Here is a 23,048-nt window from a genome sequence, read left to right on the forward strand (position 1 = left end):
CGGCTCGGGCCCCCGGTCCCGGCCTCCCTGACGGGCGGGCGGGCGGTCACTCGGCGCTCCCGCTGCCGTAGGGCGCGTAGAGGTCGAGCAGCCGGACCCGGGAGGCGTGCAGCCGCTGGGCGACCACGCGGCCGACCCAGAGCGCGATCGCCCGCCCGAACTCCGGGTCCTCGTCGCACAGCCCGAGCACGGGACCGGCGTCGAACTCCCAGGCCCGTACCGGGCTCGTCGCCTCGGCGCCCAACTGCCAGATGTGCGGCGGGAAGTGCCAGGACCAGCCGACCAGTTCGCCGTGCCCGAGGGTCTCGATGACGGCGGGCCGGCGGCCGGGTACCCGCAGGTCGAGGGCGATCGTGCCGGTGCGCACGATCCAGAAGCGGTCGGCGCGCCGCCCCTCCTCGAACAGCCGGGTGCCGGCCTCGAAGGAGACCTCGCGGGCGAGGCTCATCAGCCGTTCGCGCCGCACGGGGTCGAGCGCCGTGGTCATGGTGGTCGCGGAGGTCATCGCACCGGCTCCCTTCCTGGGGTGGTGATCCCAGCGTGGGCGCGTCCGCCCGGCGCCGCCACAGGTCACCCGGACCCGGGCGGGGGCCTTTCGGCCCAGGGGCGGGCACCCGGCCGCGGCGGAGCCGGAACGCGAAGGGCGTGAGGCGCGAGGGGCAACGAAGGGCGTGAGGCGTGAAGGGCGGGAAGGGCCACCCGCTTCTCGCGGATCCGGATTGCGCGGTGCGCGGCTCCCGGCCGCTTCTCCGCGTCTCAACGGCTCTTCCCGCCACTACCAGCACACCACGAGAACCGCCGGCGCACCAGTGCCGTCCGGTCCGGGGCGGTCAGGCGGCAGGGCCGTACGGCCCCGGTCGTATCCCGCCCCGATGGCGCACTATGGATGACAAGCGTACGGGGATATAAACACGCAAACCCGTCATGGGGGCGTGGAGCGGAGAAGAGAGGCTGAGAGCATGGTCTTCGCATCGTGGACCACCCCCGGGGTCTTCACCGGCCGGGGCGGCGCGCGCACCGTGGAGGCGGGCGTCCTCACCGGCGACCTGACCGTCCACACCACCTGGGACGGCCGCAGGGCCGATGTGGCGGTGCAGTACAGCGGCACCTCCCAGTGGTTCACGCTCAGCGGCAGCCCGGTGTCCTGCCGCTCCGAGCGGGCCAGCCGGGACCTGCACCAGGAGGTCGTCGAGTCCATCAGGGCGGGCGCCGAGGCCACCGTTCCCCGGTTCCACCAGACCGCCACCCCGTAGCGGCACGGCGCCGTCACGCCCGGGTCAGGCGTCCAGCGCCGCGTCCACGCTCGGATAGCAGTGGATCAGGCCGGTGAGCCCGACCATCTCCAGGGTGCGCAGCACGGGTCTGCGCACCCCGGCCAGGCGCAGCCAGCCGGCCGGCTCATGGGCCTGGTGGGCGGCGATGAGCACGTTGATGCCGCTGGAGTCCATGAACCCCACCCCGGTGAGGTCGGCGACCGTGCGCGGGGCGTCCGTCATGGCCGGGGGCATCAGCGCGCGCCGCAGGGCACCGGCGGTCTGGTGGTCGACCTCGCCCGTCACCGCCACGACGACGGCCCCGCCGCGCGGCGTGCGGCCGATCGCCAGCCCACCCGGCTCCACTGTTTCGTCGATGCTCACGCTGTCCGTCACCCGTACCTCGGCCCTGTTCGAAGGTTCCTCAAGTCCTTGTTCGGCCCCCGCTCACAGGCCGTCTGCCCCGATTTCGCCGGACGATGCCGACCCGTTTCCGTCCGGCAGCGGCTCCCGGCGCTCCAGCCAGGCGCGCGGCACGGCCGCGACGCCGGTGCGCGCGGCCACGATGCCCCCGGCGATGGCACACGTGGTGTCCACGTCGCCGAACCCCTCCGCCGTGGTCCACAGGGCGGACACCAGGTCACCGGGGTGGCGGGCGGCGCACCACACGGCGAACGGCACCGTGTCGTCGGCCCGGACCCGCTGCCCGCTGCCGAGCAGGTCCGCGGCGCGCCGCGGCTCGGTGGCGAAGGGCACCCCGGCGGCGCGGACCAGGCCGTCCCGGACCGTGCCGTCCGGCGTCAGGGCCGCCACCTCGGCGACGCTCGGCGTGCCGCGCACGGACAGCGCGGCCGCCACCGCCACGGCGACCGCTCCCGCGATGCCCTCGGGATGGGCGTGGGTGACCTCGGCGGAGCGCGTCGCCTCCGCCACGACCCGGGGGAGGCTGCCGTGGAAGAACGCGCCGAGCGGTGCCACCCGCATCGCCGAACCGTTGCCGAGACTGCCCTCGCCGCCGAACAGCTCGCGCGCGAACTCCCGCCACCGGTCCGGCAGTGCGAGCAGGCGGGGCAGCAACTGGCGCATGCCGTGGCCGTATCCCCGGGCGGGGTCGGCGTCGTAGCCGCGCGCGAAGGACAGGGCCAGCTCGCGCGGGCGGATCTCGCCGTGCTCGTCCAGCACCCGCAGCACGGCAAGGGCCATCGCCGTGTCGTCGGTCCAGTGCCACGGCGATTCCTCGGGGGCCTGCCGGGCGCGTATCTCCCGCAGGGCCCGGCGGGGTTCGCGGAAGAGCGGGAACCAGCGTTCGCCGAAGGCGTCGCCGAGCGCCAGGCCCTCCAGGCTGCGGCGGGCGGCGGCACGGTCCGTGGTCGCGGTGACGGTCATGGTCCCGATTCTGCCCGGCGGGTCACAGCGGTGTGGCGGCGTGCAGCAGAAACGCCAGGGTGAGCGCGGAGTTGGCCGAGAACATCGCGGACAGGGCGGCCCCGGTGGCCGCGGTCCACACCGCGAGACCGGCCGTGGTGAACAGGGACGGCCAGGCGCGGGTGGCGGGTTCGGGGCCGAGGAGGGCCGCGACCCGGCGGGGGAGCGGCCCCGGCGCGGCGAGCGCGGGCAGCGTCGGCGCGGGCGCGGCAGCGGTGGCGGCCAGCGCCGCCCTGCCGATCGCGCGCGCCACCACCCGGCGGCTGCCCACGGCCCGCGCGGCCTCCTCGTCCGCCCACCGCTCCGCCGTGTACGCCACCGCCGTGCGCAGCGGCAGCAGGAACGGGTTGGCGCAGGCGGCGAGTCGGACCAGCAGCAGATGGCGGTGGTGCCGGGCGGCGAGATGCGCCCGCTCGTGCGCGAACAGCGCGCGCCGCTCCCGCGCGGCCAGCGATCCGAGCATCCCCCGGGACACCACGATCCGGTCCCGCCGCCCGCCCGGCAGCGCGTAGGCGTACGGCGCCCGGTCGGGCAGCACGGCCACCTCGGTGCCCGGTAACCCGGCCAGCGCCCGATGGGCCCGCCGCCGTACCCGCACATGACGCGCCAGGGTACGGCCGCACGCGCCGAGGACGACGAGCAGCGCGGGGATCGCGGCCTTGCCCGCGATCTCGTGCCGGGGCACGCTCTCGCGCACCTCGGGGTCGGACCAGCCGTCCGGCAGCGGATTGCCGGGCAGCTGGGCGGTGCCGACCACCATCAGCAGGGCCAGGCACACCGCGCTGCACAGCGCCAGCACGGTGGAGACCGAGGTCAGCAGCACGGTCGCGGTGCGCGGGTGCAGCCGCTGTTCGGCCAGCCGGGCGATCGGCCAGGCCGTCAGCGGCAGGACGAGGGGCAGGAAGACGAAGATTCCCATGGGCGCTCAGTCGCCGCCGGGTTCCAGCAGCGCCCGCAGCAGCCGCTCGTCGCCCTCGGGCAGCGCGGTGATGAAGCTCGCCAGCACCGCGTGCCGGTCCTGCTCGCCGTCCAGGACCCGGCGCATCTTCAGCGCGGCCAGGCCCGCCTCGTCCGCGGCCGGCAGCCACACGAAGGAGCGCCCCTCCCGCCTGCGGGTGACGGCGTTCTTGGCCAGCAGCCGGCCGAGGACCGTCATCACGGTCGTATAGGCGAGCCCGGCGGCCAGATGGTCGCGCACCCAGCCCGCGGTCACCGGACCGCCGGCCGCGTGCAGCGCCCCGAGCACCCGTGTCTCCAACGCCCCCTGCGCCCTGCGCCGACGGTGCGCGTCCGGCTCCGCCACCCGCGTTCTCCCTTCCCTGCCTGCCGCCCGTGTGCCTCTGTGTACCTCAACCCCTCGTGCCGAAGGAGCGTCACATCGTACAGAGCGGACCTGCGGCGGCTTTCTTCTACAGTGTTGTAGATTCGCACCGGCGAACCGGTGAGGGCGACGAGAGCAAGGGAGCGGACCCGTGTCGGTCAACCTGAGCAAGGGTCAGCGGATCAGTCTGGACAAGGCGGACGGCGGCGCGCTGGACGCCGTGCGGATGGGCCTCGGCTGGCGGGCCGCGCCGCGCAAGGGGTTCCTGGCCAAACTGGCCGGCGCCCGCGAGATCGACCTGGACGCCTCCGCGCTGCTGTTCGCGGGCGGGCGGCTCGCGGACGTCGTCTTCTTCCAGCATCTGGCCAGCGACGACGGGTCGGTACGGCACCTCGGCGACAACCTGGTCGGCGGCGCGGGCGCCGGCGGCGACGACGAGGTCATCCTGGTGGACCTGGCGCGCGTCCCCGGCCACGTGGACCAGATCGTGTTCACCGTCAACTCCTTCACCGGGCAGACCTTCGGCGAGGTGCAGGACGCTTTCTGCCGGCTGGTCGACGAGCGGACCGGCGCGGAACTTGCCCGCTACACCCTCAGCGGCGGCGGCGCGTACACGGCGCAGATCATGGCGAAGCTCCATCGCACCGGCACCGGCTGGCAGTTGCAGGCCCTCGGCGCACCGGCCTCGGGCCGCACCTTCCAGGACCTGCTGCCCGCGATCTCCGCGCACCTGTGACCCTTCTTGATCAAATCATTGCGCGCGCGTGGAACCGGTGACGGGCGGAACACGTTGATCAACATGGACGCGGACTCCCGCGGTGTCTCTGGAGGACATGCATGAGCACGACCCTGGCCAAGGGCGGCAATGTGTCGCTGAGCAGGCAGGCCCCCGGCCTGACCGCCGTGACGGTCGGGCTGGGCTGGCAGGCCGGGAACGGCTACGAGCCGGACGGCAGCGCGCTGTTGTGCGACGCCGACGGACGGGTGCTCTCCGACGAGCACTTCGTCTTCTTCAACAACCCGAGCAGTCCCGACGGTTCGGTGCGGCACGAAGGCCAGGGCCGGCCCGCCGGCGAGGACGACCAGCGGATCCGGATCGACCTCACCCGGCTCCCGGACGCCGTGGAGAAGGTCGCCTTCCCCCTCTCCCTGTACGAAGCGGCAGGCCGCGGCCACACCTTCGGACAGGTGCGGCGCGTCCACATCCGCGTCCTCGACCAGGACGGCGGCACCGAACTGGCCCGCTACGAGGTGGCCGGCGGCGCCCTCGGGCACGAGACGGCACTGGTCCTCGGCGAGCTGTACCGGCACGGCGCGGAGTGGAAGTTCCGCGCCGTGGGCCAGGGTTACGCCTCCGGCCTCGCGGGCGTCGCGAGCGACTACGGAGTGACGGTGCCGGGGGAGGCGGCGGCACCCGAACCGGCGCCGCCCAAGTCTTCGGCGGCACCGGAACCGTCGCCGTACAAGGCCCCGGCGGCGCCTGAACCGGCGCCGCACAAGCCTTCGGCGGCGCGCGAACCGATGCCCCACCAGGCCCCGGCCCCGCCCGCCGCCCCGCTGCCGCCCGCCCCGCCGCCGGCGCCCGCCCCGGCCCCGCCCGCCCCCGTGTCCGCCGTATCCGCGCATCCCACCGGGAGTTCCGCCATGACCTGTTTCTTCGACCCCAACCACGGCCCCGGTGTGACCACCGTGAGCTGGTCCCCGCAGTGGGGCGTGCCCCGGCCCGTCCAGACCTGCGGCGGCTGCGCCCAGCGCGTGCAGACCACGGTCCCGCCCTTCTACACCCCGCCCCAGCAGGGCTACCCCCAGCCGGTGGCCCCGGGCTACCCGCAGCAGGGCTACCCCCAGGGCTATCCCCAACAGGGCTACCCGCAGCAGGGGTACGGGCAGCCGTACGACGACCGTGCGCACGAATACCGCCACCACGACCACGACCACGACGAGCACGGCGGTGGCCGCCGGTTCGGCACGGGCGCGCTGATCGGCGCCGGCGCGGCCGGACTCATCGGCGGCGCCCTGCTGAACGAGGCGTTCGACGACGACGAACCGGACGTCGTCAACAACTTCTACGAGGACTGACGCCCGTCCCGGGCAGGGTGCGCCGCGCCCCGCCCGGCGCACCCCCGCCCCGGGGGGCGGTCCGTTCCCGGCGCCGGACCGCCGCCGGGGCGGACGCCTACACTGGGTCGGCGCATCCGCGTTCGGCTGTGCTGAGGGCGGGGACGGGAGAGGACCGTGACGGACAACGCCGGGGGGTACGACGATCCGCCCGCCGAGGTGCTGACCGAGGCCGCCGCCGCGTTCGGACTGCTCGCCTCCTCCGCCCGGCTCCATCTGATGTGGGCCCTGTCACAGGGTGAGAGCGATGTCACGCACCTCGCCGACCGGGTGGGCGGCGCCCTGCCCGCGGTCAGCCAGCACCTGGCCAAGCTGAAGCTCGCCGGGCTCGTCCGCGCCCGCCGCGAGGGAAGACGACAGGTCTATTACATCGACGACCCGGACGTGGTGACCCTCGTGCGTGTCATGGTCGGGCAACTGACCGCCCGCTCCCGGCAGACCGCCGCCCCCGTTCGCCGGCTGCACGGAATCGGCGGCTGAGCGTCACCGGCCCTCCCGGTCACCGGGCATCCGGCCCAGGTAAGAGCGCTCGCCTGTACGCTCCGCTCACAGACGGGGCGCGTAGACTCCGGCTGCCGTACCACCCCCCAGGGCCCGCCGGTGCCATGAGGTGCCTCACCTGTGAATCTCGTGTGCATCACTGCTGTTCCGGGGCATTTGTTTGTTAGATTGCGCAACTACGCAATCGAGATGGGGCGGTACGCCAGCGCCTCGTACACCACCGCGCAAGCCAGGCCGCAGTGTCGACGGCCCGGCCCAACCGTTCAGGGGAGTGGGAGATGAGCGACCCGTGGGACGGGCCGGCCGGCCAGACCACGCGCCGCCGTGATCGTCGGGTGCCCGGCCAGCGGGCCCCCGAGCCGGACGCGGCACGCGCCGAGGCGGCCCCCTCCGAGGGCCGCGCCCAGGGCGGCCGGGCCGCGGCCCGCGAGGCCGCCCGCGCCCGCGGCGCGAAGCGCGCCCGCAGGGGCCGGGCCCGCCCGGTGCCGCGCGCCAGGCGCGTGCTGAAGATCGCGGCGATATCGCTGTCGACGCTGATCGTGGTCACCGCCGGCGCCGGCTGGTGGTTCTACGACCATCTGAACGGCAACATCCACAGCCTCTCCCTCGACGGCAAGGGCGGCACCGAGAAGCCCGACGCCTTCGGCCGTACCCCGATCAACATCCTGGTGATGGGTTCGGACGGGCGCACCAACGCGGCGGACTGCAAGCTCGGCGGCGGCTGCTCCCACACCGGGGTGCAGACCGGCAGCAACGCGGACGTGGAAATGGTCGTGCACATATCCGCCGACCGCTCCAACGCCACCGTGATGAGCATCCCGCGCGACACCATGACGCAGGTGCCGGCCTGCAAGAACACCGAGAACGGCCAGTCCACCCCGGGCTACTTCGGCCAGATCAACAGCGCCCTCCAGTACGGCCCCGCCTGCCAGGTGGAGACCGTCCACCAGCTCACCGGCATCACCATCGACCACTTCGTCAAGCTGGACTTCTCCGGCGTGGTCAAGATGTCCGACGCGGTCGGCGGCGTCCCCGTCTGCGTCAGCGACAACGTGTACGACACCTACTCGCACCTGAAGCTGTCCAAGGGCACCCACACCCTCAAGGGCGTCGCGGCCCTGGAGTTCGTGCGTTCCCGGCACGGCTTCGGCGACGGCAGCGACCTGGGCCGCACCATCTCCCAGCACATCTTCCTCAGCTCGATGATCCGCAAGTTCAAGAGCGCGGGCACCCTCACCGACCCCGGCGCGGTCTACGACCTCGCGGACGCCGCCACCAAGGCGCTCACCGTGGACGACGGCCTCGACACGGTGAAGAAGCTGATAGGGCTCGCCTCGGACGTGAACAAGGTCCCCACCAAGCGGATGACCTTCACGACCATGCAGACCGCGGCCGACCCGGCCAACGACAACCGCGTGGTGGTGGGCCCCGGCGCCAAGACGCTCTTCGCCACCATCGCCGGCGACCAGGCCCTGACCACCGGGTCCGGCGGCAAGAGCGCGGCGGCCTCCGCCACCAAGAAGGCCACCACGCCGAGCGTGCCCGCCGCGCGGATCGCCGTGACGGTGGAGAACGGCACCGCCGTCACCGGCCGCGCCTCCGCCATCGCCACCGCGCTCACCGACCAGGGCTTCAGCTCCGGCACCACCACGGCCAACGCGCCGAGCCCGTCGGCGACCACCACCCTCACCTACGGCGACGGGCAGAAGGGCGAGGCCCAGACGGTCGCCAAGGCGCTCGGGCTGTCCGGCTCGCACCTCAAGCAGGGCACCGGCACCGGCCTGACCCTGGTCATCGGCGGCGACTGGGCCTCCGGCAACAGCTTCCCGGGCGGCTCGGCCGGGAGTGCCGACACCAAGGCGGCGGTCTCCAACGCCCATGCCTCCACGGCCGACCAGGCCAAGGCGTGCGCGAAGGTCAGCCCCTACAAGACCGTCACCCTGAACGGGGTGTCCCTGACGCCCTCCGAGGCGTACGCGGAGGCCAGGGACAAGCCGGACTCGGACTCCTGACCCCGGACGCCGTCAGGAGGGCCGCTGCGAGGCGGCCGCGTCGGGGCGCAGGTCGGCGAGGGTGAGCGGATGCGCCGGCGGGTCGGGCAGCGCGATGCGGGACGTGACGCCGAGGTCGCGGTCCACGTGCAGCAGTTCGCCGGGCGCCAGCGGCCGCCAGTGCGGGCTCTCGTCCAGGGGCTCGCTGGCCACGACGACGGACGACAGGCCGGCCAGCGCCGCCGAGTGCACCCGCAGCCGTCCGTGCCGGCCGGTGTGGTCCAGATGACGTGAACCGTGATGGCCGCCCGCGGGCCGCTCCAGGACGTACAGCTCATGGGTGTCCGGATAGCGCAGCGCCCACAGCTCGTCGGCCGTGACGAGGATGACGTTCAGCGCGAACAGCGGCAGGTTCCCGGCGACCCAGCGGGCCGCCGTCACGAGTCCCGCGGACACGTCACCGCCGCTCGCCCCGGTCTCCCGCGTGACGAGGGCGAAGAACCGCTCGGAGTCGGTGTCGCCGTGCACCAGGGCCCGGTCCGCGCCCAGGTGACGGTCGAGCAGGTCGAGCCCCTCGATCACCCCGTTGTGCGCGAACAGGCGCCCGCGCTGCTCGAAGGGGTGCGTGTTGCGCACGTCCAGGCCGCCGGTGGAGGCGTACCGGATGTGCGCGAGGAAGGTGGCCGACTCCACCTCGCGGGCCTCCTCGGCGAAGGCCCGGTCCTCGTAGGCGGCGATCGGCGCCTTGTGCACCTCCGGCGTGCCGTCGGCCGCGTAGTACCCGAGACCGGTGCCGTCCGGTTCGCGGTGGCTCTGCGCGCTGAGGCTGTCGGGCGCCTCCAGCAGCCAGAAGGTGGCACGGGTGCGCCGGGGAGCGCTGGTCAGTCCGAACAGGCGGCACACGGGGTCCTCCGAGGTGTCGGCTCCTCCGAACACAAGGTCAATCCGTTCATACCCCAGGCAAACGGAAGATACCGGCAAGAGGGAGTAAGAGTCATGGGAACCTGAAGGAAGCGCAATGCATGACGTTTTCCACCCGGAATCCCCCGAAGCGCTGCACAGTGTGGGGGTGCGGTCACCCGGCCGTCACCAGCACTACGCACCCTGCACAGCACCATGTACAAAGGGGGACCTCTGTGTCCGTTTCTGTTCTCACGACCGTCCGTCGGCTGAGCGCCGCCACCGCCGTGGCCGCCGCCGTCGTCGGCGCCGCCGCGCTGCCCGCCGCGGCCGCCGGCCACCACTCGGGCCGCTCGCACGGCGTGGTGTACATCAGCAATGTGCGGTACGACAGCACGGGCCGGGGGGCCCGTACCAACGTCGCCCTGAACCAGCAGTGGGTGGCCGTCACCAACGAGTCGCGCCGGGCGGTGAACCTCGACGGCTGGAGGCTGTCGGACGCCGCCGGGCACACCTTCACCTTCCACCACTACTCCCTCGGCGCCCGCGCCACGGTCCGCGTCCACACCGGCATCGGCCGGGACACCAGGTCCGACCTGTTCCAGGACCGCCGGTCCCAGGTCTGGGACAAGTCCGACACCGCCAAGCTGCGCAACGACCGCGGGCGCCTCGTCGACCAGGTCTCCTGGAACCAGCACCGCGCCACGGGCCACCCGCGCCAGGGCGGCGGCCGCCACTGAACGCCGACCGGCTGAGGTGAACGGCGCGGGCGGTGCGCGGCTCTCGGAGCGGCGTACCGCCCGTCGCTGCGACGGCGGTTCAGAGCACGGAGCCCAGGGCCTGTTCGAAGGTGGGGTGGCGGAAGGCGAAGCCCGCCTCGGTCAGCGCCGCCGGGACCGCGCGGGTGCTGCACGTGAGGGTCGTCGCGAACTCCCCGAGCGCGGCGCGCAGCGCGAAGGCGGGGGCGGGGACGACGGCCGGGCGGTGCAGGAGGCGGGCCATCACCCGCGAGACCTCACGTTCCGGCAGGGGCTCGGGGGCCGTGAAGTTGACCGGCCCCGACAGCGCGTCGGTGTCCAGGGCGAACCGCAGCGCCGCGAGGTGGTCGGTCAGCGAGACGAACGGCCAGTACTGGTCGCCCGATCCGATCCGCCCGCCCAGCCCGAGCCGGAACAGCGGCATCATCCTGCCGAACGCCCCGCCCTCGCCCGCGACCACCAGCCCGGTCCGCGGATGCACCACCCGGATTCCCGCCGCCCGGGCCGGCTCGGCCGCGGCCTCCCAGTCGGCGCAGACGGACGCCAGGAAGTCGTCACCGGCGGGTGCGCTCTCGTCCACGATCCGCTCACCGGTGTCCCCGTAGTACCCGGTCGCGGACGCCGACACGAGGACCCGCGGTGGCACCTCGGCGTCGGCGCAGGCCCGTGCGATCGCCCGGGTCCCCCGCACCCGGCTCTCCCGGATCTCCCGCTTGTACGACACGCTCCACCGGTGGTCCCCGACCCCGGCCCCCGCCAGATGCACCACCGCGTCCACCCCCGCCAGCCGCACCCCGTCCCCGGCCGGGTCCCAGGTCACCGTCTCGCTCCCGTCCCCCGGAGCGCGATCCGCCCCCTGTCGGACGAGCCTGACGACCTGATGCCCGTCCTTGGACAGGGAGCGGACGAGAGCGGAACCGATGAGCCCATGGGACCCGGTGATCGCGACGCGCATGGCGTCCTCCTGAGGCGGCGGCGAGTTGGTGCGATGTCTGTCCCGATTCAAACCCGAACCGGCGCGGTTCGCGGCGTACGCCATGTGTTTTCCCGTGCGCGTTCCCGGTTCCGTTTCCCCGGCCCGTTCCCGCTGGCCCGGACTTCCCAACGGCCCGCGCGGACCGGGTGGTAGAGAGGCTGTGGGGTAGGCTACGGATTGGTTTAACGTTCAGCTTGGGGAGGGTCCATGGCTCAGCAGGAGCGAGCTGTGCGGACCCGGCGGGCTGTTCTGGAGGCCGCCGCCGGGGTGTTCGCCGAGCGTGGGTATGCCGCGGCGACCATCGCCGAGATACTGAACCGGGCCGGTGTCACCAAGGGCGCCCTCTACTTCCATTTCGACTCCAAGGCGGCCCTCGCCCGGGGTGTGCTGGAGGAGCGGATATCGGGCGAGTACCACGTCCCCCGGGAGCTGAAGCTCCAGGAGTGGGTGGACGCCGGGATGACGCTCGCCGACCGGCTGCCGCGCGAACCCCTGTTGCTGGCCGCGGTCCGGCTCTCGGCCGACCTCCAGGGGCGGGACGTCTTCGGCAGCGCCTGGCCGGCCTGGGCCGAACTCACCGCGTCCCTGCTGACCGAGGCCAAGGCCAGGGACGAAGTGCTGCCGCACGTGGTGCCGGAGGAGACCACGCAGGTCTTCCTCGGGGCGTGGATAGGAGTGCAGTTCGTCTCGCAGGCCGTCGCCGACTGGGCCGATCTGGACCAGCGGATGTCGGCGCTCTTCGGCCATCTGCTCCCCGCCATCGCCACCCCGTCCGTCCTCGTCCGCCTCGACACCGCCCCGGACCGCGGCGCGCGGGTGATCGCCGAGGCCCGACGCCGCTCGCGCGCCGCGCTGGCCGGCGCCTCCAGCTGAGACGTCACAGCCCGAACCGCCCCCGCAGGAAGGCCGTCATGTGACCTGGGAGTGGGACGAGACCCTGTTCGCCGGAGCGGCCGAGCACTACGAGCGCGGCAGGCTGCCGTACGCCCCCGGCCTGGTACCCCTGCTCGCCCAGGAGCTGTCCGCCGACGGACGGGGCCGGCTGCTCGACGTGGGCTGCGGTCCGGGCACCGTCACCGTGCCGCTGGCCCCGCTGTTCCATGAGGCCGTCGGCGTCGACCCCGACCCGGGGATGCTCCGCGCGGCCGAACGCCGGGCCGCCGCCGCGGGGGTGGCCCGGCGGGTCCGCTGGGCACGGCTGCGGGCCGAGGAACTCCCGGCCGGACTCGGCCTGTTCGACACCGTGGTCTTCGCGCAGTCCTTCCACTGGACCGACCGCGCCCGGGTGGCCCGCACCGTCCGCGCGATGCTGCGGCCCGGCGGCACGCTGGTCCACCTCGCCGACCTGAAGGGGGAGCGCCGGACGGCCGGGGGAGCGGCTTACCCCGCCGTGCCCCACGAGAGCATCACCGCGCTGGTCAAGGAGTACCTCGGGCCCGTCCGGCGCGCGGGCCGGGGGCTGCTGCCCCAGGGCACGCCCGGGGGCGAGGCCCGGATCCTGGCGGAGGCCGGATTCCTCGACCCCGAGCGCCGTGTCGTACCCGGCGGCGCGGTGCTGGAGCGCACCGCCGACGACGTCGTCGTCTGGACCTTCTCGCACTCCTTCGCCGCCCCGCACCTGTTCGGCGCGCGTCTGGACTCCTTCGAGGCGGAGCTGCGCGGGCTGCTCGCCGAGGTCTCCCCAACGGGGTGTTTCGCCGAGCGAGCCCCCAGTACCGAGGTGTTCATCTGGCGGAATTCCGGACCGGTTTGATCCGCTTGAGGCACGGTACCGGCCACCGGGAATTCGGTGCGAAAAACGTATCGTCGGTCACTACGATGTGATCCCTCAGACAACCATTCGACCGGCCCCTCGGACTGGGCCGGTCGGGGTCGCCGATGCCAGGGACCGCTCCCCGGGCTGCGGTGATCTTCCTGTACAGGAGGACCCTCCCGCATGTTCCGACGTATTGGCGCTGCCGTCGTACGGCACCCGGTCTGGACGATCGTGGCATGGCTGATCGCCGCGGTGGCGATCGTCGCCACCGCCCCAGGCTTGCCCTCCAACAGCGACGAGAGCAGTTTCCTGCCCAAGAGTTACGAGTCGATCCAAGCCGCGGATCTCCAGCAGAAGGCGTTCCCCAGTGCCTTCACCCCGTCCGCGATCGCGCTCTACCAGCGCACCGACGGCGGCCGGCTGACCGCCGCCGACCAGAAGGACATCGCCCGGATCACCACCGAGCTGGGCGAGAAGAAGATCGATCAGGTGCAGAAGGTGGTCCCCGGCCCGCCGTCGAAGGACGGCAGGTACTCCCTGACCCTGGTCCAGATGGACAGCAAGAACGCCGGCCAGCCCAAACAGGCCGACGCGGCCAAGACCCTGCGCGCCGACGTCAGACAACTGGCCCGGGGCACCCATCTCGACGTGCAGCTCGGGGGTTCCGCCGCGCAGGCCCTCGACCAGCAGGACTCCTCCAAGCGCGGCCAGGCGCTGATCGGCATCGGCACCTTCGTCATCATCCTGGTGACCCTGCTGATCATCTTCCGGGCGCCGATCCTGGCCATCCTGCCGCTGATCCTCATCGGCCTGGTCTCGGCCGTCGCCAACGGCCTGATCGCCTACGCCACCAAGCTGTTCGGGCTCCAGGCCAACAGCTCGATCTCGTCCATCCTGATCGTGGTGCTCTTCGGCGTGGGCACGGACTACTTCCTGTTCCTGATGTTCCGCTACCGCGAACGCCTCAGGGCCGGTGACGAGTCCAAGGAAGCCATGATCAACGCGGTCGGCCGGGTCGGCGAGGCCATCGCCTCGGCCGCCGGCGCGGTCATCATCGCCTTCCTCGCGCTGGTCCTGTCCACCCTCGGCTTCCTCAAGCAGATGGGTCCCGCGCTCGCCATCGCGGTCGCCGCCACCCTGGTCGCGGGCCTCACCCTGATCCCGGCCGTGGTCTCGCTGATCGGTCCCAAGGTCTTCTGGCCGTCCAAGTCCTGGCAGAAGGAGCCGGAGAACGCCCGGTTCGCCGCGCTCGGCCACGCGGTGCGCCGCCGCCCGGCACTGGCCGCCGTCGCCTCCGGCCTGGTCCTGCTCGCCCTGTCGGCCGGCACCCTCGGCTACCAGGCCACCTTCGACCTGGCCTCGGGCTCGATGCCCAAGACCAAGGAGTCCATGGTCGTCCAGGACCGGATGCAGCAGGCGTACTCCGCGGGCGCCGCCGCGCCCACCGACGTCTACCTCTCCAGCACCGACGGCAAGCCGCTCGACAAGAGCGGATTCGCCGGCTACGCGCGCAAGCTCGGCGCGGTCGACGGCGTCGCGAGCGTCCGGATGAGCCAGCTCGACAAGGGCGGCACCACCGCTGACTTCACCGTCACCCTGAAGTACGAGGCGTCCACGGACCAGGCGCTCGACGCCGTGCGGCGGGTGCGCGACACCGCCCACGCGGACGCGCCCGCCGGCACGAAGGCGCTGGTCGGCGGCATGTCCTCGATCTACAAGGACATCGACACGGCGGTCGACCACGACTACCGCACGGTGTTCCCGGTCGCGGCCCTCCTCATCATGATCATCCTCGGCCTGCTGCTGCGCAGCGTCGTGGCGCCCTGGTACCTGATGGCCTCGGTGGGCCTCGGCTTCGGCGCCACCCTCGGCGCCACGGTGTGGATCTTCCAGAAGGGGGAGGGGCACTCCGGCCTGATGTTCATGCTCCCGGTGATCATGTATCTCTTCGTGGTCGCCATCGGCACGGACTACAACATCCTCATGATCGCCCGGCTGCGGGAGGAGGCCCGCGAGGGCCGCGATCCGCGCGAGGCGGCGGGCCAGGCCCTGCGGCACGCCGGTCCGACCGTGGCCGCGGCCGGATTCATCCTGGCGGCGACCTTCGCCACGATGATGCTGGCCGGGAACGCGCTGCTCACGGAGATGGGCTTCGCGGTCTCCTTCGGCATCGCGATCGCCGCGTTCGTCATGGCGATGTTCTCCACGCCGAGCCTCACCGCGCTCATCGGGCACGCGGCCTGGTGGCCGGGCCACGGCGACCGGGCGACGGAGACCCCCGGCACCGTCCCCGCGCGGGCCGCGGACGAACGTGACCCGGCGGGCCACGGCCGCTGACACCGGGCACCGCTCCACGGGGGCGCACCAGGGCACGGGCCCCGGTGCGCCCCCGCTGCCTCCGGCGGCCCGCCCGTGGTGCATGATCGGGAGCGCACGCGGGGAGCGTGCGTTCCAACTCCATATCCCGCGGGGGAATTGAGATGAGACGACGCTGGGTGAAGGTGCTGGCGATCACGGTCGTGGTCCTGGCCGTCCTGTTCACCGTCGCCGACCGGGTCGCCGTGCACTACGCGGACAAGGAGGCCGCGCGGCTCGCCGAGCAGAAGTACGGCTACGGCAACTCCACCGACGGCGGTGTCGACGTGTCGATCAAGGGCTTTCCCTTCCTGACGCAGGCGTTCGCCCGGGACTTCGACCATGTAGCCCTGACGGCCGAGAACTTCACCGTCGACACCACGGGCAACGCGCAGGGCGGCTACCTGAGCGTCCAGCGGCTCCGACTCGACCTGCACGGCGTGACGGTGACCTCACTGACGGCCCGCAGCGCCGAGGCGGACCTCGTCACCGGCACACTGACCCTGTCCTACGACCAACTGTCCGGCGTGCTCACGCGGTTGGCGGGCAGCGGTGGTCCCGTCAAGGTGTCGCAGGCGCCGGGCTCGGACGGTCAGGCGGCGCGGGTCGGGATCAGCGGCACCGTCGGCGGCCGGCAGGCCGACGGCACCGGCACGCTGCTCGCCCAGGGCAACGAACTCTCCCTCAGCGCGCCCGGCGCCGCACAGGCCGCGGCCACCTGGCGCGTCGAACTCCCGGAGAACGTCGGCTTCAGCGCCGCCCGCGCCACCCCGGACGGCGTCCGGATCGACCTGGTCGGCCACCTGGTGAACCTGGGCACCTCGCGCTTCTCCCGCTGAGCGCCCGGGGCCGCCGCTCCGTCAGGGAGGCGGCGGCCCCGGAGAGGTTCAGAGGAGCAGCAGCAGCGTCACCGCCGCCACCAGTCCCACGCACACGCCCAGCGTCCAGCCCACGCACCGCCGGCGCAGCTCCCGGTACCTGTTCTCGTACTCGGCGCGCAGCGAGGCGCAGCGGCCGGCGATGCGCTCCAGGTCCTTCCGGGCGCGGCGCAGCGCGTCCTCGACGTAGCTCCGCTCGATCTCCGTGCGCTGGGCGGTCGTCAGCCAGTCCATGGGCCGGACGAACTCCTGGGCACGCTGCTCGGCCTCCGCGACACGGGCCTGCCAGAGCAGGTACCCCTCCACCTCGTTGCCCAGCGCCCCCTCGGTGGCCCCCTGCCGCAGACTCGGGTCGCTCATACCGCGCTGTGCGCCTCGGCCTCGGCCAGCGCGATGTCCGGGTGGTGCAGGTCGAACGCGGGGGACTCGCTGCGGACGCGGGGCAGGGTCAGGAAGTTGTGCCGCGGCGGCGGGCAGGAGGTCGCCCACTCCAGCGAGCGGCCGAAGCCCCAGGGGTCGTCCACACCGACCGGCACCCCGAACCGGGCCGTCTTCCAGATGTTGTAGAGGAACGGCAGCATCGACAGGCCCAGCAGGAACGAACCGATCGACGAGACCGTGTTCAGGGCGGTGAACCCGTCGGCGGCCAGGTAGTCGGCGTACCGGCGGGGCATCCCCTCGGCGCCCAGCCAGTGCTGCACCAGGAACGTGGTGTGGAAGCCGATGAACAGCGTCCAGAAGGTGATCTTGCCGAGGCGTTCGTCCAGCATCTTGCCGGTGAACTTGGGCCACCAGAAGTGGAATCCGGCGAACATGGCGAACACGACCGTACCGAAGACCACATAGTGGAAGTGGGCCACCACGAAGTACGAGTCGGAGACGTGGAAGTCCATCGGCGGCGAGGCCAGGATCACGCCGGTCAGACCGCCGAAGAGGAAGGTGACGAGGAAGCCGGTCGCCCAGAGCATCGGCGTCTCGAAGGACAGCGAGCCCTTCCACATGGTGCCGATCCAGTTGAAGAACTTCACCCCCGTCGGCACCGCGATCAGGAAGGTCATGAAGGAGAAGAACGGCAGCAGCACACCGCCGGTCACGTACATGTGGTGCGCCCACACGGTGATGGACAGCCCCGCGATGGAGATGGTCGCCGCGATCAGACCCATGTAACCGAACATCGGCTTGCGGGCGAAGACCGGGATGATCTCCGAGACGATGCCGAAGAACGGCAGCGCGATGATGTACACCTCTGGATGGCCGAAGAACCAGAAGAGGTGCTGCCACAGCAGCGCCCCGCCGTTGGCCGAGTCGTAGATATGGGCGCCGAACTGGCGGTCCGCCTCGATGGCGAACAGCGCGGCGGCCAGGACCGGGAAGGCCAGGAGCACCAGGACGGCGGTCAGCAGGACGTTCCAGACGAAGATCGGCATGCGGAACATCGTCATGCCGGGCGCGCGCATGCAGATGATCGTCGCGATGAAGTTGACCGAGCCGAGGATCGTCCCGAAACCGGAGAAGGCCAGACCCATGATCCACAGGTCGGAGCCGACATAGGGCGAGAACACCTCGTTGTGCAGCGGGGCATAGGCGAACCAGCCGAAGTCGGCCGCGCCCTCGGGGGTGAGGAAGCCGCCCACCGCGATGAGCGAGCCGAACAGGTACAGCCAGTAGGCGAGCATGTTCAGCCGCGGGAAGGCGACATCGGGCGCGCCGATCTGGAGCGGCATGATCCAGTTGGTGAACCCGGCGAACAGCGGCGTCGCGAACATCAGCAGCATCACGGTGCCGTGCATCGTGAACAGCTGGTTGTACTGCTCCTTGGAGACGATCTGCAGCCCCGGGCGGGCCAGCTCGGCGCGGATGATGAGCGCCATGACTCCGCCGATCAGGAAGAACGCGAACGACGTCGCCAGGTACAGCGTGCCGATCGTCTTGTGATCGGTGGTCGTCAGCCACTTCACCACGACATTGCCGGGCTGCTTGCGCCGTACCGCCACCTCGGTGTCGTAGGCGTCGGCCGGCCCCTTGGGCTCGTTCAGAATGCTCACAGCTGGTACGCCTCCCGGCGCTCGCAGACGTCAGTCATCCGACATCCTCGCGGCACCGGGCTCGCCGCCGGAGCCCTCGAGGGCCGGGACACGGCCGAACGGCTGACGCTCGCACCCGGACGGAGCAGCCGGACACCCCGTTCGGAGCAACGGGCGGCCGGGGCGCGGGGGCGCCGGGGCGGGCCGGGGCTCAGGGGGAGTGGTTGGCGAAGGTCGCCAGATACGTGCCGTAGAGCAGCGAGAAGGCGGCGAGGTACCCGCACAGCCTGCGGGTGGTGTCGGGGTCGGTGCGCCACCGGTGGACCAGCGCCTGCGCCGCCGGGATGAGCAGCGGGAACGCCGGCAGCAGGAAGCGCGGCTTGGACTCGAAGGGGCCCGAGACCAGCACGACCGGCAGCAGCAGCGCGGCGGTGTACAGCAGCAGCGCCAGCGGGACGCGCTCCTGGCACAGCCGGACGAACAGGTACACGCCGACCGCCACGACCACCAGCGCCACCGGGTAGACGACGCCGTCGGTGAGCGGCACCGTCGCGAGGAAGCGAAGGGTGCCGAGGCCCCCGTCGAAACGCGACTCCCAGGCGCTCTGCACCTGGAAGTAGCCGTGCAGCAGGTCGCCCGTGCGGTGCCCCACCAGCAGCAGGTACGCCGTCCAGCCGAGCGGGGCGGCGAGGGCACCGGCCCACAGACCGAACGGCACGCGCCCCCGGCGCCGTACGGCCTCGAAGGCCGCCACGCCGAGGACGGCCGCGGCGGCGGCGTAGCCGTTCGGCCGGGTCAGACCCGCGAGCGCGGCGAGCGCGCCGGCCGTCAGCCAGCGCTCGTCCAGCAGCGCGTACAGGCACCACACGGCGAGCGCGATGAACAGCGGCTCGGTGTAGGCGAGCGTCAGGACGACCGAGTGCGGCAGTACGGCCCACAGGGCCACCATCGCGGTGGCCACCGCGCGGCCGTACAGCCGGTGCCCGATCGCGTAGACGCCGACGGCGGCCAGCGCGGTCGCGGTCCAGGCGATCAGCAGCGCCGCCACGCCCGGGGTCAGCAGGGGGATCCAGTCGAGGACCCGGACCAGTCCCGGGTACAGGGGGAAGAACGCCCAGTCGGTCTGCACCGCGCCGGAGCTGGTGATGTGCATCCGGGTGCCGTAGCCGTGCGTGGCGATGTGCAGGTACCAGACGGAGTCCCAGGAATGGGCCAGGCCCTTGAGTATCGAACGGCCGGTGAGCAGGTTCACCACGACGACGAGGACCGCCCCGGCCAGCCGGACGGCACCGAAGAGGACGAGCGCCCGCTGCACCCCGGGCGGCCACGTCCGCCGCTCGCGCCCCTCCAGGGGCGGACCGGGCCGTTCGAGGGCGGAGGCGGCACCGTGCCGCGGGGAGAACGTACTCACCCCCTGACCTTCATCGGAGCCGGACGTCCACGCAATGGGACCACGCCGATCCGGCCAGTTCTGTCTTGTTTTATCTGCTGGTCAGAGCGTTGTACACGGGAAAACACAAGACCGGACGCACCTACCGGTCCCGGTGCGCGCGGGTCATCCTGGAACGGCGGGCCCGCCCGGGGCCGCGCCCCGCGGAAGGAGTCCCTGTGGACGGCTGGTACGTCGACGACCGCTGCACCAACTGCGACGTCGCCCGGCAGCTGGCGCCGGACCTGATCGACGAGGAGAACGGCACCTCCCGGATCGTGCGGCAGCCCGGGACCGAGGAGGAGAACCGGCGGCTGCACGCGGCCGTCTTCGCCTGCCACACCCGTTCGATCCGCCCCACCACCGGACAGCCCGACCAGGCGCTCGACCCGTTCCCCCTGGCCCTGGACGACGGTGTGCTGCTGTGCGGCCACAACTCGCGGCACACCGCGGCCGCCAACGCCTACCTGCTGCGCCGGCCCGACGGCACCCAGATGATGATCGACACCCCCCGCTGGAGCCCCGCCCTGGCCGACCGGTACACGGCCCTGGGCCGGATCACGGACGTGCTGCTCACCCACCGCGACCACGCGGCCCACGGCCGCCGCTGGGCCGACCACCTCGGCGCCCGGCTGTGGATCCACGAGGGCGACCTCGACGCGGCGCCCGACGCGGACCGGGTGATCCGCGGCCTCGACCCGGTGGAGATCGGCGCGGGCGTCACCGTGCACCCGCTGCCCGGCCACACCCGGGGCAGCGTGCTGTATCTCGCGGACGACCGGTACTGCTTCACCGGCGACAGCTTCTACTGGTCGCGCGCGCTGGGCGATCTCGCCGTCGCGGACAGCGTGACCTGGTACTCCATCGAGGAGTTGGCCGCCTCCCTGGCGCGTACGGCGGACCGGCTGCGCTTCGAGTGGGTCCTGCCGGGCCACGGCGACCGCAGGCACCTGCCGGCCGACGAGATGTCCCGCCGGCTGCGTGAGCTGACCGGGCGCACCCGCTCGCTGCGCCCGCGTCCCGTCGACTTCACGGCCGTACGGTGGTGAGGAAAGCGGTGTGCGGGAGCGGGCGGCCGGAGCCGGGCCGAGCCCGGGACCGCCCGGGGACCGCACGGTGGCGAGTCCCCGCGCCGGGGGCGCTTCACTGCCCGTGCGTCTCCAGTTCCCGCTCCTGTTCCTCCTCCGTGGCCCGTAGCCGCTCGTCGCACCACCGCCTGGCCGCGGCGGAGACCTGGGCCAGCGCGCGCGGGTCCTCGAAGAGATGGGTGGCGTCGGGGACGACGTGCAGGGCGTGCGGGGCCCGCAGCCGCCGGGCCGCGTCCTGGTTGAGCCGCAGGATCTCGTGGTCCTGCCCGCCGACGACCAGCAGCACCGGCGCCCGGACCCGCTCCAGCGCCTCGCCCGCCAGATCGGGCCGTCCGTCCCGGGAGACCACGGCGAGGACGCGGTCGGGCCGCTCGACGGCGGCCGTCAGCGCGGCGGCGGTGCCGGTGCTCGCGCCGAACAGCACCACCGGGGTGCCCCGGGTGTCGGGCTGCTCCGCGAGCCAGTCGATCGCCCCGACCAGCCGGTGCGCGAGGAGCGGGATGTCGTAGCGGTGCTCGCCGTTTCGCGCGTCGTGCCGTTCCTCCCGCTCGTTGAGCAGATCGAGCAGCAGCGTGCCGTACCCGGCCGTGCGCAGTTCGGCGGCCACGGTCCGGTTGCGGGTGCTGTGCCGGGAGCTGCCGTTGCCGTGGGCGAAGAGCACCACCGCACGCGAGGGTGCCTGGACCACGAGGTCGCCGTGGAGCGCGGCGTCGTCCATGCGGACGAGAACCATCTCGGAGATCATCGGCCTCAACCCTTCCCGGGGCGCCGTTCCCGCCGAGCGATACGGCCCGGATGTCCACCTCCCATGATGCCCACGGGAGGCGGCCCCCGGCACCCGCAGGACCGGGGCCGTCGCCGGTCACCCTCACCAGCCGGTCAGCAGCAGATGATTGAGGAGCAGGGCGAGCACCGCCTGGGCGGCGAGCCAGGGGCGCGGGCGGGGGAGCAGCGCGCAGGCGGGCAGCAGCCACAGCGCGAAGGGCAGCCAGATCCGCTCGGTCTCGGCCTTGCTCATGCCGGACAGGTCGGCCACCAGCAGGGCGAGCAGCGCGGCCCCCACGAGGAGGGCGAGCCGCGCCCGGGAGCCGGTGCGGCGGCTCAGGAGTACGGCGCCGGTGCGGCGCAGGCCCGCCGCGGTGGCCGGGCCGGTGATCAGCGCGGCGCACGCGAGATTGGCCCACACCCAGTAGCCGTAGGGGCGGATGCCGCCCACGCCTTGGTAGTAGCGGATCGTCAGGAGCTGGTAGCCGTGCCACCAGTTGAAACCGGCGAGCGTGAACACCAAGGGGAAGACGGCGAGTCCGGCGAGCAGGGGCAGCAACAGGATGGGGCGGGCGCGTAGTTCGCGGCGGGCGAGGAAGAGCACCGCCGCGCCGACGAGGGCGAAGAGCGTGAGGCCGTAGGAGAGGTAGCAGGTCAGCCCGAACAGCAGGCCCGAGCCGGCGGCCGCCCAGGGGGAGGGGCGGGTCAGGGCGAGGGCGAGCAGGGCCACCGACCAGGCGGCGACCGCCGCGAAGTAGCCGTCGGCGGAGACGCCCTGCCACACCGCGGCCGGGGCCAGCACCATGAACGGCGCCGCCCGCCGCGCGAGCGCCTCCCCGGCCAGGGCGCGCACGGCGATCAGCACCGCCACGCATCCGCTCGCGGCGGCCACCACGCAGAACATCCCGGCCCAGCCGCCGCCCCGCAGCCCGATCCGGTCGAGCAGGACGAAGGTCAGCGTGGCCGCCGGGGGATGCCCCGCGACATGGGCGGGCCACGGGTTTGGGGAGCCGCTGACGATGTGGTGCGTGAAGCCGCGCAGGGCGGCCGGGACGTCGGGGAAGCGGCCGATCACCCGGAGGTACTCCTCACGGGTGGTCAGCCGGCCCGCGACACCCCGCTGCCAGCCGTCCACCAGCGCCAGCGAGACGATCCACGCCAGCGCGCTCGCCCAGGCCGCCGCGAGCAGCCCGCGCCAGGGCAGCCGGGCCGCCGGCACGGGGCCCCAGGCCGCGATCGCCGCGGCCACGGCCAGTGCGGCGGGGGTGCCGGGGCCGAGGTGCGGGTCCCAGTCGGCGAACAGCGGGGGCCAGTGCACGAACAGTGTGCGGTGGACGGCCTGCACATGGCGGCCGGCCAGGACCGCCGCCGTCACGAGCAGGGCGGCGGCAGCGGCGGCGTACAGATCGCGGCGGGTGGCGCGGGAGGCGCCGGCGCGATCCGGGGCACGCTCGGGGGCGAGGTCTCGGTGGAGGGAACGGGTCACACCAAGACGCTAGGGCGGGCGGGC

23 protein-coding genes are annotated in these 23,048 nt (G+C 72.9%); 11 read left to right on the plus strand and 12 right to left on the minus strand.

Features of this window, described 5'->3' with window-relative positions; genetic code table 11:
- Nucleotides 1-46: 46 nt before the first annotated feature.
- Nucleotides 47-505, minus strand: a complete 459-nt coding sequence (locus GHR20_RS33495) for a cyclic nucleotide-binding domain-containing protein (protein WP_111582694.1) — start codon at nt 503-505, stop codon at nt 47-49.
- A gap of 454 nt (nt 506-959) precedes the next feature.
- On the opposite strand from GHR20_RS33495, the gene GHR20_RS33500 reads away from it, so the two are divergent.
- On the plus strand, nt 960-1,253 hold the full coding sequence (locus GHR20_RS33500; RefSeq protein ID WP_148025817.1) for a hypothetical protein: 294 nt from the start codon (nt 960-962) through the stop codon (nt 1,251-1,253).
- 24 nt (nt 1,254-1,277) lie between these two features.
- Here the strand turns inward: GHR20_RS33500 and GHR20_RS33505 are convergent, their stop codons facing one another.
- From GHR20_RS33505 to GHR20_RS33520, 4 genes are all read right to left on the minus strand, one after another.
- Nucleotides 1,278-1,637: an STAS domain-containing protein gene (locus GHR20_RS33505; RefSeq protein WP_187279220.1), complete on the minus strand. Its 360-nt coding sequence runs from the start codon at nt 1,635-1,637 to the stop codon at nt 1,278-1,280.
- 63 nt (nt 1,638-1,700) lie between these two features.
- The gene (locus GHR20_RS33510; protein WP_153815327.1) at nt 1,701-2,639 is read right to left on the minus strand and encodes an ADP-ribosylglycohydrolase family protein; all 939 of its coding nucleotides are present in this window, start codon (nt 2,637-2,639) and stop codon (nt 1,701-1,703) included.
- Nucleotides 2,640-2,661: 22 nt separating this feature from the next.
- Complete coding sequence (locus GHR20_RS33515; RefSeq protein WP_111582698.1) at nt 2,662-3,597, minus strand: M56 family metallopeptidase; 936 nt, start codon at nt 3,595-3,597, stop codon at nt 2,662-2,664.
- Between the two features lie 6 nt (nt 3,598-3,603).
- Nucleotides 3,604-3,981, minus strand: a complete 378-nt coding sequence (locus GHR20_RS33520; RefSeq protein WP_111582699.1) for a BlaI/MecI/CopY family transcriptional regulator — start codon at nt 3,979-3,981, stop codon at nt 3,604-3,606.
- A gap of 169 nt (nt 3,982-4,150) precedes the next feature.
- Between GHR20_RS33520 and GHR20_RS33525 the strand changes: the two genes are divergently transcribed.
- The 4 genes from GHR20_RS33525 (at nt 4,151) to GHR20_RS33540 (ending at nt 8,630) form a co-directional block, all read left to right on the plus strand.
- Nucleotides 4,151-4,735, plus strand: a complete 585-nt coding sequence (locus GHR20_RS33525) for a TerD family protein (RefSeq protein WP_148025813.1) — start codon at nt 4,151-4,153, stop codon at nt 4,733-4,735.
- Between the two features lie 101 nt (nt 4,736-4,836).
- Nucleotides 4,837-6,078, plus strand: coding sequence for a TerD family protein (locus tag GHR20_RS38205; RefSeq protein ID WP_153815328.1), 1,242 nt, complete (start codon nt 4,837-4,839; stop codon nt 6,076-6,078).
- A gap of 156 nt (nt 6,079-6,234) precedes the next feature.
- Nucleotides 6,235-6,597 carry a metalloregulator ArsR/SmtB family transcription factor gene (locus GHR20_RS33535; RefSeq protein WP_111582702.1) on the plus strand — a complete coding sequence of 121 codons (363 nt, stop codon included), beginning with the start codon at nt 6,235-6,237 and terminating at the stop codon, nt 6,595-6,597.
- Nucleotides 6,598-6,896: 299 nt separating this feature from the next.
- The gene (locus tag GHR20_RS33540) at nt 6,897-8,630 is read left to right on the plus strand and encodes an LCP family protein (RefSeq protein WP_202489383.1); all 1,734 of its coding nucleotides are present in this window, start codon (nt 6,897-6,899) and stop codon (nt 8,628-8,630) included.
- Between the two features lie 12 nt (nt 8,631-8,642).
- Here GHR20_RS33540 and GHR20_RS33545 read toward each other — a convergent pair whose 3' ends face one another.
- Nucleotides 8,643-9,512: a class II glutamine amidotransferase gene (locus GHR20_RS33545; RefSeq protein ID WP_153816238.1), complete on the minus strand. Its 870-nt coding sequence runs from the start codon at nt 9,510-9,512 to the stop codon at nt 8,643-8,645.
- Nucleotides 9,513-9,745: 233 nt separating this feature from the next.
- Between GHR20_RS33545 and GHR20_RS33550 the strand changes: the two genes are divergently transcribed.
- Nucleotides 9,746-10,249, plus strand: coding sequence for a lamin tail domain-containing protein (locus GHR20_RS33550; RefSeq protein ID WP_243878201.1), 504 nt, complete (start codon nt 9,746-9,748; stop codon nt 10,247-10,249).
- Between the two features lie 79 nt (nt 10,250-10,328).
- On the opposite strand, the gene GHR20_RS33555 is transcribed toward GHR20_RS33550, so the two are convergent.
- Complete coding sequence (locus GHR20_RS33555) at nt 10,329-11,222, minus strand: TIGR01777 family oxidoreductase (protein WP_153815330.1); 894 nt, start codon at nt 11,220-11,222, stop codon at nt 10,329-10,331.
- A gap of 228 nt (nt 11,223-11,450) precedes the next feature.
- On the opposite strand from GHR20_RS33555, the gene GHR20_RS33560 reads away from it, so the two are divergent.
- The 4 genes from GHR20_RS33560 to GHR20_RS33575 all read left to right on the plus strand — a co-directional run bounded on the left by GHR20_RS33560 (nt 11,451) and on the right by GHR20_RS33575 (nt 16,193).
- Nucleotides 11,451-12,116: a ScbR family autoregulator-binding transcription factor gene (locus GHR20_RS33560; protein ID WP_111582705.1), complete on the plus strand. Its 666-nt coding sequence runs from the start codon at nt 11,451-11,453 to the stop codon at nt 12,114-12,116.
- A gap of 40 nt (nt 12,117-12,156) precedes the next feature.
- On the plus strand, nt 12,157-12,996 hold the full coding sequence (locus GHR20_RS33565) for a class I SAM-dependent methyltransferase (protein ID WP_243878202.1): 840 nt from the start codon (nt 12,157-12,159) through the stop codon (nt 12,994-12,996).
- A gap of 183 nt (nt 12,997-13,179) precedes the next feature.
- Entirely contained in the window at nt 13,180-15,336 is a 2,157-nt protein-coding gene (locus GHR20_RS33570) for an MMPL family transporter (RefSeq protein WP_153815331.1), read from the plus strand.
- Nucleotides 15,337-15,479: 143 nt separating this feature from the next.
- On the plus strand, nt 15,480-16,193 hold the full coding sequence (locus tag GHR20_RS33575; protein ID WP_194859058.1) for a DUF2993 domain-containing protein: 714 nt from the start codon (nt 15,480-15,482) through the stop codon (nt 16,191-16,193).
- Nucleotides 16,194-16,241: 48 nt separating this feature from the next.
- Here GHR20_RS33575 and GHR20_RS33580 read toward each other — a convergent pair whose 3' ends face one another.
- The 3 genes from GHR20_RS33580 to GHR20_RS33590 form a co-directional block, all read right to left on the minus strand.
- Entirely contained in the window at nt 16,242-16,592 is a 351-nt protein-coding gene (locus GHR20_RS33580) for a cytochrome C oxidase subunit I (RefSeq protein WP_153815332.1), read from the minus strand.
- The gene (ctaD, locus tag GHR20_RS33585) at nt 16,589-18,277 is read right to left on the minus strand and encodes a cytochrome c oxidase subunit I (RefSeq protein WP_111582708.1); all 1,689 of its coding nucleotides are present in this window, start codon (nt 18,275-18,277) and stop codon (nt 16,589-16,591) included. Before ctaD ends, GHR20_RS33580 begins: the two co-directional genes overlap by 4 nt.
- Nucleotides 18,278-18,467: 190 nt before the next feature.
- A complete protein-coding gene (locus GHR20_RS33590) occupies nt 18,468-19,667 on the minus strand; it encodes a mannosyltransferase family protein (RefSeq protein ID WP_111582709.1) in 1,200 nt (399 codons plus the stop codon).
- A gap of 197 nt (nt 19,668-19,864) precedes the next feature.
- Here GHR20_RS33590 and GHR20_RS33595 point away from each other — a divergent pair, with 197 nt between their 5' ends.
- Nucleotides 19,865-20,734 carry an MBL fold metallo-hydrolase gene (locus GHR20_RS33595; RefSeq protein WP_153815333.1) on the plus strand — a complete coding sequence of 290 codons (870 nt, stop codon included), beginning with the start codon at nt 19,865-19,867 and terminating at the stop codon, nt 20,732-20,734.
- Between the two features lie 94 nt (nt 20,735-20,828).
- Here the strand turns inward: GHR20_RS33595 and GHR20_RS33600 are convergent, their stop codons facing one another.
- Together GHR20_RS33600 and GHR20_RS33605 are read right to left on the minus strand one after the other, a co-directional pair.
- The gene (locus GHR20_RS33600) at nt 20,829-21,518 is read right to left on the minus strand and encodes an alpha/beta fold hydrolase (protein WP_148025807.1); all 690 of its coding nucleotides are present in this window, start codon (nt 21,516-21,518) and stop codon (nt 20,829-20,831) included.
- A gap of 123 nt (nt 21,519-21,641) precedes the next feature.
- Complete coding sequence (locus GHR20_RS33605) at nt 21,642-22,943, minus strand: hypothetical protein (RefSeq protein WP_153816242.1); 1,302 nt, start codon at nt 22,941-22,943, stop codon at nt 21,642-21,644.
- Between the last annotated feature and the right edge of the window lie 105 nt (nt 22,944-23,048).

It is taken from the genome of Streptomyces sp. SUK 48, assembly GCF_009650765.1.
Classification (GTDB): Bacteria; Actinomycetota; Actinomycetes; order Streptomycetales; family Streptomycetaceae; genus Streptomyces.